We start from the raw sequence: 12,871 nt of genomic DNA, 5'->3' as shown, positions 1-12,871 counted from the left end.
GCCGGGTGGGCGGCGGGGTGAAGATCGGCTGTTCGGTGAGCCGGCCGACGGGCGGCCACTCGCCGGACTCGGGGCTGTCCGCCCGGATGTGGAACTTGCCCTTCCCCCCTCGCCCTCTTCACCCTCCCGTCCTTCATCAGGAGTTCCTGGATCCCGGCCAGGACCGTCAGCTCGCCGCCAGGTCCCTGTGGATGACCTTGGCCACGGCCTGGATGGTCGCGATGCCGTAGTTCATCGTGCTGTTGCCGTGGCTCAGCACGGTCATCGCGTAGTCGTGGCCGCCGCCCTTGAACGCGCCGACGCTGTGCACCCGCCAGCCGTACGTGGAGCGCTGCAGCCAGCCGTTCTTCACGGCGACGGTGACACCCGAGGGCACTCCGTACGGGGTGCCCCAGCGCTGGGACGACACGACCTGGCCCATCAGCTTGAGGATGTAGGCGCGGGAGTTGTCGCTCAGGACCGCGTTCCTGCCGGTGATGAGCTTGAGCAGCTTCTGCTCGTCGGTGACGGTGATCTGGGTCAGGCCCCAGTAGCCGTTCGCGCCGGGCTTGGTCTGGGTCATTCCGGCCGCGGCGAGGAAGCCCTTGATCCTCGTCATGCCGAGCTGCTTCCACAAGGTGGAGGTCGCGGCGTTGTCCGACTTGGTGATCATGGCCTTGGCGAGGGTGTTCTCGCGGTCGGTGAGGTACCGGCCGGTCTTCTTCGCGTCCCACAGCAGCGTAGCGAGGACGGTGACCTTGACGACGCTCGCCGAGTCGTAGGCGGAGCCCGCGCGCAGGGTGCAGGTGGTGTTGGTGCTGCGGTCGTAGAGGCCGACGGCGACGGTGCCCTTGCGGGTGGCGAGCGCGGCGGTGATGTCGTTCTTCAGCTTGGTCGCCAGGCCGGCCTTGGCCGAGGTGCACGTCACGGCCGGGGTGGCAGCGGCGGCGGGCGTGGCGGCGGCGACGAGCGGCACGAGCACACCCGTACCCACGGCCGCCGCCAGCACTCTCGCGCGGCGGGATATCCCAGGAGTCATGCACGTCTTGACTCACGGACGCGGGGCAATGGTTGTAGGCGTTGGCTAAAGCTTGTGCGAGTCGTTACCGGGCGCTGTGCGGTTCACAGGCGGCGGCCAGCTTCGGCACAGCGGCCACCCAACAGGACTGTCCACGATGCTGGGGTGACATCTGCCACCGAAACCCAGCCCCGCACCGCCGAGCCCCCTCCGGCCCCGCCCCGTGACACCGCCGCCGCTCCGCGCTGGTCGCTGCCCGTGCTGCTCGCGATCCTCGCCCTGGCCGCGGTGCTGTACTCCTGGAACCTGTCCGGGTCCGGCCTCAACAACTTCTACAGCGCCGCCGTGCTGAGCGGCACGGAGAGCTGGAAGGCCTGGTTCTTCGGCTCGCTGGACGCCGGGAACTTCCTCACCGTCGACAAGCCGCCGCTCGCGCTGATGGTCATGGGCCTGTCCTGCCGGGTCCTCGGGTACGGCACCTGGCAGATGATGGCGCCGATGATCGTGGCCGCTCTGGCCACCATCTGGATCCTGCACGCCAGCGTGAAGCGGGTGTTCGGGCACGCGGCGGCGGCCGTCGCGGCCCTGGTCCTGGCCCTCACCCCGATCACGGTGGCCATCAACCGGGACAACAACCCCGACACGCTGCTGGTGTTCCTGATGGTGGCGGGTGCGGCCCTCGCCCTGCGCGCGACGCGCGACGGGCGGCTGCTGCCCCTGCTCGGCTCGGCGGCCTGCTTCGGGCTCGCCTTCAACACCAAGATGCTGCAGGGCTACATCGCGCTGCCGGCCGTGTTCGTGGTCTGTCTGTACGCGGCCGGGCCGACGTTGGTGAAGCGGATCCGCAACCTGCTTCTGGCCGGTGTGGTGCTGGCGGTGTCCAGCTTCTGGTGGGCCGCGGCCGTGTCGCTGGTGCCGGCCTCCGAGCGGCCGTACATCGGCGGCTCGACCGACGGCACCGCCTGGAACCTGATCATGGGCTACAACGGCCTCGGCCGGATCCTCGGCGGCGAGGGCAACGGCGGTGGCGGCGGGGGCGGCGGCTTCTCCGGCACCGCGGGCCTCGGCCGGATGTTCAACGACATCCTCGGCGGCCAGATCTCCTGGCTGATCCCCTTCGCCGGCATCGCCCTCGTCGGCGGACTCGTGCTGTGCGGACGCGCCCCGCGCACCGACCTCACCCGGGCCGCGCTCGTCCTGTGGGGCGGCTGGACCGTCCTGCACTACCTGACCTTCGCCCTGGCCGAGGGCACGATGCACCCGTACTACACGACCGCGCTCGCGCCGGGCATCGCGGCGCTGTGCGGAGGCGGCGGTGTACTGCTCCTGCGGGCCTTCCGGACTGACCGGCGGTGGGTGTGGGTGCTGCCCCTCGGGCTGGGCGTCACCGCCGTGTGGGCCGCGGTGCTGCTGCGGCGGGCCTCCGGCTGGAACACGTGGCTGTGGCCTTCCGTCCTGGTCGTCATGGCGGTGGCCGTCGCGGGCCTGTTCGTCTTCCGCTCCGGCGGCTCGGGGCTTCGGCCGCGGCTGCTGGCGGTGTCGGTGGCGGCCGCGGTCGTCGCGGCGGCGGCGGGACCGGCGGCGTACGCCTGGTCGGTGCCGTCCGGGTCGGGCGGCGGGGGCATGGGCGGCACGAATCCGACGGCCGGACCGTCCACGGGCAGCGGCTTCGGCGGGCCCGGGGGTGGCGGCACTGCCGGCCGGGGCGCCCCGGGCGGTGGTTCGGGTGGTCCCAATGGCGGCCTTCAGCAGGGCGGGAACAACCAGAACGGCGGTGACGACGCCCAGGCCGGTGGCGGTCTTCCGGGAGGTGGGATGCCCTCCGGCGGGCAGAACGGGCAGGCCCCTGAAGGGGCCTCCGGCGGACAGAGCGGACAGGCCCCCGGAGGAGCGGGCGGCACGTCTGCGAACGGCACCGGCGACGGTTCCGGGGCCGAATCCGGCACCGGTCGGCCCGGCGGCATGGGCGGCGGCCCCGGCGGCGGCGCGAGCAGCGAGCTGGTGTCGTACCTGAAGAAGCACCAGGACGGCGCCGAGTGGCTGCTGGCGGTGTCGACTTCGCAGGGGGCGGCCCAGCTCATCCTGAGCAGCGGAGAGCCTGTCATCTCCATGTGGGGCTGGTCCGGCAGCGACAAGGCGATGACCCTCGCCAAGCTCAAGGAGCTGGTGAAGAAGGGCGAACTGCACTACATCCAGCTCGGCGGCGGCATGGGCGGCGGCCCCGGCGGCGGCTCCAGCGTCAGCTCCGAGGTCACGGCGTGGGTGCGGAAGCACGGCACAGCGGTCAAGGAGAGCGACTACAGCAAGAGCGCGGGCTCCGGCTCCGGCTCCGGCTCCGGCTCCGGCTCCGGCTCCGGCTCCGGCTCCGGCTCCGGCTCCGGCTCCGGCACATCGTCGCAGTCGAGCGAGTCGGCGATCTACCGTCTGGACCGCTCCGACGTCAGCTGAACCGGCGCAACCACCCACGAACGAACGGCCCCCGACCCCTCGGTTCGGGGCCGTTCCCCCGTCCCCGATCATGGACAGCGGTGTCCGGCGAACGGGTGAAGGGAAACGCAGCGGTGGGCTACTGCCTCGAGATGAGCACCGGCGACATGAGAACGGTGGTACGTCTGCTCACCGCGGTGGAGCGGACCGAGCACCAGGAGCGCACACTCGCCCGGATCCGCACGGAGTGCGAGCGCACGGACGCCCGCTTCCAGGAGCAGGGCATCGACCTCGAAGTCCCCATCAGCCAGGCTCTGGAGGAGCTGATCGACGGCACCCCGAGCACCGACCTCTGCCCGTCGTACAGCTACGCCTTCTACCAGGCCGTCGCGGCCCACTTCTCCGACCCCACCGACCTCGGCGCCTGGCGGCGCCCGACCTGGTTCTACGCCATGGACGACGAGCTCGCCCGGCACGGCGTACCGTCCGGCCTGCTCCCCGGCACGTTCCTGTTCAGCGGCCCCCCGCTGCGCCTTCCCCACCCCGGCGACGCCGTACCCGCCATCGGCACCCTGCCGGCCCAGCGGGCCGCCGCCCTCGCCGACGCCTACGCGTCCGTACTCGACCGGCTGGATCCCGAATTCCGGGCCGTGGCCCGCCGGTTCGCCGAGGTCATGCGCTTCGAGTCGGAGGAGTGGGAGAGCGCGCGCAGGCTCGGGACGAACCCGGACACGCTGCTCTTCTGGTTCCACTGACCTCTACCGGAACCCTTGGCGCCGCCTTTCCCGCCGGGGTTTTTGCGGTCGACAGCGCGCCGACTGCCGTGCCACCGACGGGCTTTCGCCTTCTCCGACGTGGACTCGACAGGGGGCACCGCTTGCACCAGATCCCGAACGCCGTGCGAAGTTCGTCGGCCGGTCAGGAACGCGGCGGTGAGAGGTCCCGGCGCTCAGCCGGCGCTCACCCCAGGTGCGTCGGCGCGAACATCCGCAGCACGGCGGGGAGCAGGACCACCGAGGGCCCGGGCGACGCGAGCGCCCCGGCCAGGTCCTGCTCCAGGTTGTCCGGGGTCGTCCGGACCCCGGGGACGCCGAAGGACTCCGCCAGCGCCACGAAGTCCGGCCGGGTCAGCTCCGTCCCGGTCGCCTCACCGAACGCGTCGGTCATGTACTCGCGCAGGACGCCGTAGCCGCCGTCGTCGACGATCAGCCAGGTGACGTTCAGGTCGTACTGGCGGGCCGTCGCCAGCTCGGCGATCGAGTACAGGGCCCCGCCGTCGCCGGAGACCGCGAGGACCGGCCGGGTCGGGTCGGCCACCGCCGCGCCGAGTGCGGCCGGGAAGGCGTAGCCGAGGCCGCCCGCACCCTGCGCGGAGTGCATGTGGTTGGGGCCCTTGGCGTCGAAGGCCGACCAGGCCCAGTAGGCCAGGATGGTCATGTCCCAGAAGGACGGGGAGTCGGCGGGCAGCGCCCTGCGCACGGACGCCAGCACCTCCTGCTCCAGGGTGAGTTCCTGGGCGGCGATGCGGTCGGCCACCTTCGCGAGCAGCTCCCGGACACGCTCCGCCGCCGTCGCGTCCTCGCGCGGCGACACCGTCTCCAGCAGTGCCTGCAAGGCGAGCCGGGCGTCCGCGTGGATGCCCAGCGCCGGATGGTTGGATTCCAGCTTGCCGAGGTCGGCCTCGATCTGGACGACCCGGCCGCGGGGCTTGAACGTGTGGTAGTTGGAGGAGAGTTCGCCCAGGCCCGAGCCGACGACCAGGAGGACGTCCGCGTCCTCCAGGAAGTCGGTGGTGTGCCGGTCCTCGATCCAGGACTGGAGGGACAGGGGGTGTGCCCAGGGGAACGCGCCCTTGCCGCCGGGGGTCGTGACGACCGGCGCCCGGAGCCTCTCGGCCAGCTGCTTCAGCTTGCCGGAGGCGTCCGCCCGTACCACTCCCCCGCCCGCGATGATCGCCGGGCGGGCCGCCTTCGACAGCAGGTCGGCGGCCACGGCGGTCAGTTCGGGACGCGGCACCAGCTCCTCGGGGAAGGCGTCGCCGCCGGTCACCACCGGGATGGCCGTCTGGGCGAGCAGCACGTCCTGCGGGATCTCCACCCACACCGGGCCGTGCGGGGCGCTCAGCGCCGACTTCCAGGCCGCCTCGATCGCGGAGGGGATCTGGGACTGGGCGCGGACCGTGTGCACGGACTTCACCACGCCCCTGAAGGACGCCGCCTGGTCGGGCAGTTCGTGCAGATAGCCGTGGCGGCCGCCGCCGAGACCCGCCGTGGGGACCTGGCCGCTGATCGCCAGCACGGGCGCGGAGGCCGCCGCCGCCTCCTGGAGGGCGGCCAGTGAGGTCAGGGCGCCCGGGCCCGTCGACAGCAGCAGCGGCGCGGCCTCCCCGGTGATCCGGCCGTACGCGTCCGCCGCGAACCCGGCGTTGTTCTCCACCCGCAGGCCGATGTACCTCAGGTCGGAGCGGCGCAGCGCGTCGAACATGCCGAGCGCGTGCTGGCCGGGCAGGCCGAAGACGGTCGTCGCGCCCAGCCCGGCCAGTGTCTCCACGACCAGGTCTCCGCCGCCTCGGCCGGGAGGAGGGTTCAGGGCGGCCTCCGTCTGGGCGGGCGTCGGGCGGAGCACCAGGTCGTGGTCGTGGGTCACTTCGCGCGGGCCTCGGCAATCTGGCGGGACATGATCGTGGTCAGCTCGTACGCCGTGTGGGACGCGGCCACCGACGTGATCTCCGCGTGATCGTACGCGGGGGCCACCTCGACGACGTCCGCGGAGACCAGGTTGCAGGACGCCAGGCCGCGCAGGATCTCCAGCAGCTCGCGCGAGGTCATGCCCCCGGCCTCGGGCGTGCCCGTGCCGGGCGCGTGGGCCGGGTCGAGGCAGTCGATGTCGATGGAGATGTACAGCGGCCGGTCCCCGATGCGCTGCCGGAGCTGGTCGGCGACCTCGTCGGCACCGCGCCGGTAGACGTCCGCCGAGGTGACGATGCCGAAGCCCATCTTCTCGTCGTCGGTCAGGTCCTGCTTGCCGTACAGCGGACCGCGGGTGCCGACGTGGGACAGGGCGGAGGTGTCCAGGATGCCCTCCTCGACCGCGCGGCGGAACGGCGTGCCGTGCGTGTACTCGGCGCCGAAGTACGTGTCCCAGGTGTCGAGGTGGGCGTCGAAGTGGAGCAGGGCCACCGGGCCGTGCTTCTTCGCCACCGACCGCAGCAGGGGCAGCGCGATGGTGTGGTCGCCGCCGAGGGTCATCAGGCGGGCGCCCGTGCCGAGCAGGTCGTCCGCCGCCGCCTCGACGGTCTCGACGGCCTCGTTGATGTCGAACGGGTTCACGGCGATGTCGCCGCCGTCCGCGACCTGCGCGAGGGCGAAGGGCGAGGCGTCCTGCGCCGGGTTGTACGGGCGCAGCAGCCGGGACGCCTCACGGATGGCGTTGCCGCCGAAGCGGGCGCCCGGCCGGTACGAGACGCCCGAGTCGAACGGCACGCCCACCACCGCGACGTCGGCCCGGCCGACCTCGTCCAGCCGGGGCAGCCGGGCGAAGGTCGCGGGACCGGCGTACCGCGGGATGCGGGAGGAGTCGACGGGCCCGCGCGGAGTCTCGTTGCTGCTCATGAAGAAATGCCTTCTTTCCTACGCTTCATCGCGTATGTACTGCTTGCCCTAGACGGACGGGGCGAGTACGCCGAGGCCGATGGTGAAGACCATCCAGGCGCCGTAGAGGCCGTACCGGTAGCCCAGCCCCACGCCACCGATGGCGGTGGCACCGCCGAGGACGATCGCCGCCGTCGCGCCGGGGTACAGGGCCGGGCCGGGCCGGCGATCGGCCGCCGGGAACCCGCTTCCGGGCGGAGCGCGGCGCATGCCCCACCAGCCCACGGCCGGCTTGCCGGCCGGTGGACGACGATCACGAGGTGGCCGACGGCCATGGGGCTCCTTCGCGCAGGCTCGGGGCGCACGGCTCGCTCACGGGGGACGAGGTGGACGAGGACTGAGCCTAGGTGGCCGGAATGCGACTGCGAAGTGTACGTTTCATCCATTCATGAGGAACCGTCTGGAGGGAACGCACACCATGCCCGGCCCGTCGGTCCCTCCGACACCCCCCGTTTCTCTCAGGTCGCTCCTGGCCCGCGAGGACCTCGCCCTGCGCCGGCTCGCCGGTCCGGACGATCACGGGACCGCCGTCCACTGGGTGCACACCTCCGAGTTGACGGACCCCTATCCGTACCTGCTGGGCGGGGAACTGCTGCTCACGGCCGGCGTGCACGTCCCGCGGGCGGCCGAGGACCTGGGGAACTACTTCGACGACTACGTCTCCCGGATCGTGGCGGCGGGCGGCGCGGCCCTCGGCTTCGGGGTCACGCCGGTGCACGACACGGTGCCCGGTGCGCTGGTCACGGCCTGTGACAGGCACGGCCTGCCGCTGCTGGAGGTTCCGGAGCAAACCACCTTCTCGGGCGTGGCCCGGGCCGTCTGGCAACTGATGACCCGGGCCCGCCTGGCCGAACTCCGCCGGGTGACCGAGGCCCAGCAGAGCCTCGCCTCGGCCGCGTCCCGCCCCGACCCGGTTCCGTCGGTGCTCCGGCAGGTGGCGCAGCGGCTGGGCGGGTGGGCCGTGCTGTACGGGCCGGAGGGGGCGGAGATCGCGTCGGCGGGGCGCGGGCCGGCAGGTGAGGCGGCGTCCGCACTGGCGGGGCTGACGGGGGTGGTCCGGCCGGCCGACGGTCCGGGTGAGCGTCCCGCTCCCACCTCCGCCACCGACACCGTCGCCGGCACCCGTCTCGCCGTCTACGCCCTCGGCGCGAGGCACGGCTTCGTGCTCGGGGTCGCAGCGCCACAGCGTGCGCCCGGGGACCACACCATCGCCTCCGTCGCCGCCGTCCTGCTGTCACTCCTCACCGGCGAGCGGCAGAGCGGTACGGGCGCGGCCCGTACCTCCGCACTGGTGCGGCTGCTGCTGGGCGCGCCGCCCGAGGAGGTCGCCCCGCTGCTCGGCGACGGGCCGTGGGTCCTCGTGCACGCCCGCCCGGACGGGGACGGCACGCCCGACCCCGTCGCGGCCTCGGCGCTGGGTGCCGCGCTCGGCTCCGCCCTGGTCGACCCGGCGGGCGACGTCGTGCGGGTCCTGGTGCCGGCCGACCGCGTACCGGCACCGCTGCCCGGCTGGACCCTGGGTGTCAGCGCCGCCGTGACCCCGCAGGACTGGCCCGCCGCCGACACCCAGGCCGCCCGCGCTCTGGCCCGGGCCCGCGCCACCCGGGCCCCGCTGCTGCGGCACGGCCCGCGCCCCGCCCTGGCCGCCCTCGTCCCGCCCGACGAGGCGGTGGCCCACGCCCGCACCCTCCTCGCCCCCGTCACGGCACACCCCGCGCTCACCGAGACCCTGCGCACCTGGCTCTCCCTGCACGGCAGTTGGGACCGCACGGCCGTCGCCCTGTCCGTGCACCGCAACACCGTCCGGCAGCGCGTCGCCCGCTGCGCGGCCCTGCTGGAGACGGACCTCGACGACCCGGACGTCCGGATGGAACTCTGGTTCGCGCTGCGGCAGCTGTGAGTACGTGACCGGGGTCCTTCCGAGTAGGTGACCGGTGTCCTTCTGAGTACGTGACGCACATCCCAGCGTCCGATACGCCAGGGACGCCCGCCGGGGGCTGCCTCACAATGGGAGTCATGCCGATACCCGGGACCCCCAGCCGCGCCGAACTCGTCGACCACCTCGTCAGGACGCGCATCGCGGGCGACGTCGCCACCCCGCGCGAGAACAACCTCTCCCACTACCGCAAGCTGGCGAACGGCGACCGCCACTACTGGCTCGGCCTGGAACTCGGCGACCGCTGGACCGACGAGCAGGACGTCCTCGCGGTGATGGCGGAACGCGTCGGCGTGAACGACGACCCCGAGCACCGGTACGGCCAGGACACCATCGACCCGGAGCTGACCGTCTCCGGTCTCGAGCGGATGGCCGGGCGGCTGCGCAAGGCTGCGGACGGGCAGCAGCGGGTCCTGTTCGCCACCGGCCACCCCGGCGGCCTGCTCGACGTGCACCGGGCGACCGCGGCGGCCCTGCGCGCGGCCGGCTGCGAGATCGTGGTCGTCCCGGACGGGCTGACCACGGAGGAGGGCTACGTCATGCAGTTCGCGGACGTGGCGGTGCTGGAGCACGGCGCCACCCTGTGGCACACCCACTCGGGCGAACCCATGAGGGCCATCCTGACGGGCCTGGAGCGCGAGGGCCGCCCGCTGCCCGACCTCGTCGTCGCCGACCACGGCTGGGCCGGCTACGCGGGACAGCACGGCGTCGACTCCGTCGGCTACGCCGACTCCAACGACCCGGCGCTCTTCCTCGCCGAGGCGGAGGGCACCGTACAGGTGACGGTGCCCCTGGACGACCACGTGGTCAGCCCCCGCCACTACGACCCGATGACGGCGTACCTGCTGGCGGAGGCGGGCCTCAGCTAGCGCCCGGCTCGCGCGGGACGCGGACCACGCCCTCCTGGATCACGGTGATGGCGAGCCGCCCGTCCTGCGTGTAGATCCGGGCCTGTCCCAGTCCCCGGCCGCCGTACGCGGACGGGGACTCCTGGTCGTACAGCAGCCACTCGTCCGCGCGGAACGGCCGGTGGAACCACATCGCGTGGTCCAGCGAGGCCCCGACGACGTCCCCGACGGCCCAGCCGCCCCGCCCGTGCGCGAGCAGGACGGAGTCGAGCAGCGTCATGTCGGAGACGTAGGTGGCGAGGACGACGTGCAGCAGCGGTTCGTCGACATCGCTGTCGAGCTTGCCGTTGGTCCGGAACCACACCTGCGAGTGCGGCTCACGGGGCTCGCCGAACTTCCCGTACGGCGGCTCTTCGACGTACCGCAGATCGACGGCGGCCCGGGCCTCCAGGAACTTCTCCACCACCACGGGGTCGATGTGCCCGTAGCCGCGCAGCCGCTCCTCACCGGTCGGCAACGTGGCCGGATCGGGCGACGCGGGCATCGGCTCCTGGTGATCCAGCCCGTCCTCGTGGACCTGGAACGACGCCGAGAGGTGGAAGATCGGCTTGCCGTGCTGGACGGCGACCACCCGGCGGGTGGTGAAGGAGCGGCCGTCGCGGATCCGGTCGACGGTGTAGACGATGGGTGCGCCGGGGTCGCCGGGGCGCAGGAAGTACGCGTGGAGGGAGTGCGCGGGCCGGTCCTCGGGGACCGTCCGCCCTGCGGCGACGAGCGCCTGAGCCGCGACCTGCCCGCCGAAGACCCGCGGGACGACGGCGGACCGGGACCGGCCGCGGAATATGTCCTCCTCGATCTGCTCCAGGTCGAGCAGATCGAGGAGGTCCTGAAGTGCCTGGCTCATGGGGTAGTTGTACCGGCCAGTGATCGCGTGCCGGTGTCGGGGGCCTTACAGGCCCATGTCCTTGGCGATGATCGACTTCATGATCTCGCTGGTGCCGCCGTAGATGCGGTTGACGCGGTTGTCCGCGTACAGGCGGGCGATCGGGTACTCGTTCATGTAGCCGTAGCCGCCGTGCAGCTGGAGGCAGCGGTCGATGACGCGGTGGGCGACCTCGGTGCAGAACAGCTTCGCGGAGGCGGCCTCGGCGGGAGTGAGCTCACCGGCGTCGAGGGCCTCGGTCGCGCGGTCGGCGACGGCCTCGGCGGCGTCCACCTCGGCCTGGCAGGCGGCCAGCTCGAACTTGGTGTTCTGGAAGTGCGCGACCGGCTTGCCGAAGACCGTGCGCTCCTGCACGTACTGCTTGGCGAACCGGACGGCGGCCTTGGCCTGCGCGTAGGCGCCGAAGGCGATGCCCCAGCGCTCGGAGGCCAGGTTGTGGCCGAGGTAGTAGAAGCCCTTGTTCTCCTCGCCGAGGAGGTCCTCGACGGGCACCTTGACGTCGACGAACGCCAGCTCGGCGGTGTCGGAGGTCTTCAGGCCGAGCTTGTCGAGCTTGCGGCCGACCGAGTAGCCCTCCGACTTGGTGTCCACGGCGAAGAGGGAGATGCCGTGACGGCGGTCCTCGGCGGTCGGGGCGGCGGTCCGGGCGCAGACGATCACGCGGTCGGCGTGCACGCCGCCGGTGATGAAGGTCTTGGCGCCGTTGAGGACGTAGTGCGTGCCGTCCTCACTCAGCTTGGCGGTGGACTTCATGCCCGCGAGGTCGGAACCGGTGCCCGGCTCCGTCATCGCGATGGCCCACATCTCCTCGCCGGTGACGAACTTCGGCAGGTAGCGCTTCTTCTGCTCGTCGGTGGCGAGCATCTTGATGTAAGGCAGGGCGAGCAGCACGTGCACGCCGGAGCCGCCGAACTGGACGCCGGCGCGAGCGGTCTCCTCGTACAGCACGGCCTCGAACTTGTGCGAGTCGATTCCGGCGCCGCCGAACTCCTCGGGCACGTTGATGCCGAAGATTCCCAGCTCGCCGAGCTTGTAGTAGAAGTCGCGGGGCGCCTGGCCCGCCGCGAACCACTCGTCGTACACGGGTACGACCTCGGCCTCGATGAAGGCGCGAAGGGTCTCCCGGAACGCCTCGTGATCCTCGTTGAACACCGTACGGCGCACGCCGCCACCTCCACGACTACATGTCTAAGCGCTTGCTCAGCCAAAGATACCGGCGAGTATCGAGACGCGTCCAGGGTGAGGAGGGGGTAACGCTCGTCACGCTGCCGGGTCACTCCGTGCGGCGAACCGGTGGCGACGTCCGAGGGGTCGGGTCAGACCGGCGGAGCCATCGTCGGTACGAGAACCCACTTCGGCCGCGGCGAGGCGCGGTGCCAGGCCGCACACCCCGGGCGGGCACAGTGCGAGGACCCCTTGGTCCGCGCCCCACGCGGTGAGGCGGACGCGGGGTTCCCGCTGCCCCTACGCACCCACCGCCGCGAACGCCCCCCGGGCCATCCGGTGCAGCAACTCCGCCGTAGCCCCACGCCCGGGCAACGACCCGCCCCTCCCCAGATGCGGCGTCGAGTTCAGCAACCCGAACACCGAGTGCACGGCCGACCGAGCCGCAGGCTCCCCGAGCCCCGGGTACACCTCCCGCACCACCCCGACCCACAACTCCACGTACTGCCGCTGCAGCTGCCGCACCATCTTCCGGTCGCTGTCCCGGAGGCGATCCAGCTCCCGGTCGTGCAGGGTGATCAGAGGCCGGTCATCGAGCGCGAAGTCGATGTGCCCCTCGATGAGCGAGTCGAGCACCCCGTCCGCCCCACCCCCGTCCGCCTCGGCCAACCTCCGCTTCGCCCCGGTCAGCAACTGCCCGCTGATCCCCACCAGCAACTCCGCGAGCATCGCGTCCTTGCCCGGGAAGTGCCGGTACAGCCCGGGCCCGCTGATCCCGACAGCGGCGCCTATCTCGTCGACTCCGACCCCGTGGAAGCCCCGCTCGGCGAACAGCCGCGCGGCCTCCTTGAGGATCTGCTCGCGGCGGGTGGGGGCGTCGGTTCTGGTGGCCATGGAATCGATTCT

The 12,871-nt window shown here is 72.3% G+C and carries 10 protein-coding genes and 1 pseudogene; 4 read left to right on the top strand and 7 right to left on the bottom strand.

Going from position 1 to position 12,871, the window contains the following annotated elements:
* Window positions 1–166: 166 nt before the first annotated feature.
* Window positions 167–1,018 (bottom strand): serine hydrolase, encoded by an 852-nt coding sequence (locus ACWD1U_RS03585; RefSeq protein WP_451104046.1) that lies wholly within the window; start codon window positions 1,016–1,018, stop codon window positions 167–169.
* A gap of 144 nt (window positions 1,019–1,162) precedes the next feature.
* Here ACWD1U_RS03585 and ACWD1U_RS03580 point away from each other — a divergent pair, with 144 nt between their 5' ends.
* Window positions 1,163–3,445, top strand: a complete 2,283-nt coding sequence (locus ACWD1U_RS03580) for an ArnT family glycosyltransferase (protein ID WP_451104044.1) — start codon at window positions 1,163–1,165, stop codon at window positions 3,443–3,445.
* A gap of 80 nt (window positions 3,446–3,525) precedes the next feature.
* The gene (locus ACWD1U_RS03575) at window positions 3,526–4,179 is read left to right on the top strand and encodes a DUF7691 family protein (RefSeq protein ID WP_451104042.1); all 654 of its coding nucleotides are present in this window, start codon (window positions 3,526–3,528) and stop codon (window positions 4,177–4,179) included.
* A 205-nt stretch (window positions 4,180–4,384) separates the two neighbouring features.
* Here the strand turns inward: ACWD1U_RS03575 and ACWD1U_RS03570 are convergent, their stop codons facing one another.
* From ACWD1U_RS03570 to ACWD1U_RS03560, 3 genes and pseudogenes are all read right to left on the bottom strand, one after another.
* Complete coding sequence (locus tag ACWD1U_RS03570) at window positions 4,385–6,070, bottom strand: thiamine pyrophosphate-binding protein (RefSeq protein WP_451104040.1); 1,686 nt, start codon at window positions 6,068–6,070, stop codon at window positions 4,385–4,387.
* The gene (gene speB / locus ACWD1U_RS03565) at window positions 6,067–7,035 is read right to left on the bottom strand and encodes an agmatinase (RefSeq protein ID WP_451104038.1); all 969 of its coding nucleotides are present in this window, start codon (window positions 7,033–7,035) and stop codon (window positions 6,067–6,069) included. The genes ACWD1U_RS03570 and speB overlap by 4 nt, the downstream gene beginning before the upstream one ends.
* A gap of 51 nt (window positions 7,036–7,086) precedes the next feature.
* Window positions 7,087–7,349, bottom strand: a pseudogene (locus ACWD1U_RS03560) (sodium:solute symporter); the annotation flags it as partial.
* A 143-nt stretch (window positions 7,350–7,492) separates the two neighbouring features.
* Here ACWD1U_RS03560 and ACWD1U_RS03555 point away from each other — a divergent pair.
* Together ACWD1U_RS03555 and ACWD1U_RS03550 are read left to right on the top strand one after the other, a co-directional pair.
* Window positions 7,493–8,974, top strand: a complete 1,482-nt coding sequence (locus ACWD1U_RS03555) for a PucR family transcriptional regulator (RefSeq protein ID WP_451104993.1) — start codon at window positions 7,493–7,495, stop codon at window positions 8,972–8,974.
* Between the two features lie 116 nt (window positions 8,975–9,090).
* Entirely contained in the window at window positions 9,091–9,879 is a 789-nt protein-coding gene (locus tag ACWD1U_RS03550; RefSeq protein ID WP_451104036.1) for a phosphatase, read from the top strand.
* Here ACWD1U_RS03550 and ACWD1U_RS03545 read toward each other — a convergent pair.
* From ACWD1U_RS03545 to ACWD1U_RS03535, 3 genes are all read right to left on the bottom strand, one after another.
* The gene (locus tag ACWD1U_RS03545; RefSeq protein ID WP_451104035.1) at window positions 9,872–10,762 is read right to left on the bottom strand and encodes an acyl-CoA thioesterase; all 891 of its coding nucleotides are present in this window, start codon (window positions 10,760–10,762) and stop codon (window positions 9,872–9,874) included. The two genes, ACWD1U_RS03550 and ACWD1U_RS03545, sit on opposite strands and share 8 nt — an antisense overlap.
* A gap of 45 nt (window positions 10,763–10,807) precedes the next feature.
* Window positions 10,808–11,965 carry an acyl-CoA dehydrogenase family protein gene (locus tag ACWD1U_RS03540; protein ID WP_451104033.1) on the bottom strand — a complete coding sequence of 386 codons (1,158 nt, stop codon included), beginning with the start codon at window positions 11,963–11,965 and terminating at the stop codon, window positions 10,808–10,810.
* Window positions 11,966–12,265: 300 nt separating this feature from the next.
* A complete protein-coding gene (locus ACWD1U_RS03535) occupies window positions 12,266–12,859 on the bottom strand; it encodes an SACE_7040 family transcriptional regulator (RefSeq protein WP_451104031.1) in 594 nt (197 codons plus the stop codon).
* Window positions 12,860–12,871 lie beyond the last annotated feature (12 nt).

It is taken from the genome of Streptomyces sp. NPDC002788 (genome assembly GCF_053592115.1).
The sequence above is the reverse complement of the archived record's forward strand: the minus strand, read 5'-3'. Positions and strand labels throughout refer to the sequence as shown.

Excerpts from the sequence above, each read along its gene's own strand:
- ACWD1U_RS03585 (WP_451104046.1), bottom strand. The coding sequence starts at position 1,018 with ATGACTCCTGGGATATCCCGCCGCGCGAGAGTGCTGGCGGCGGCCGTG.
- speB (WP_451104038.1), bottom strand. The coding sequence starts at position 7,035 with ATGAGCAGCAACGAGACTCCGCGCGGGCCCGTCGACTCCTCCCGCATC.
- ACWD1U_RS03555 (WP_451104993.1), top strand. The coding sequence starts at position 7,493 with ATGCCCGGCCCGTCGGTCCCTCCGACACCCCCCGTTTCTCTCAGGTCG.
- ACWD1U_RS03550 (WP_451104036.1), top strand. The coding sequence starts at position 9,091 with ATGCCGATACCCGGGACCCCCAGCCGCGCCGAACTCGTCGACCACCTC.
- ACWD1U_RS03545 (WP_451104035.1), bottom strand. The coding sequence starts at position 10,762 with ATGAGCCAGGCACTTCAGGACCTCCTCGATCTGCTCGACCTGGAGCAG.
- ACWD1U_RS03535 (WP_451104031.1), bottom strand. The coding sequence starts at position 12,859 with ATGGCCACCAGAACCGACGCCCCCACCCGCCGCGAGCAGATCCTCAAG.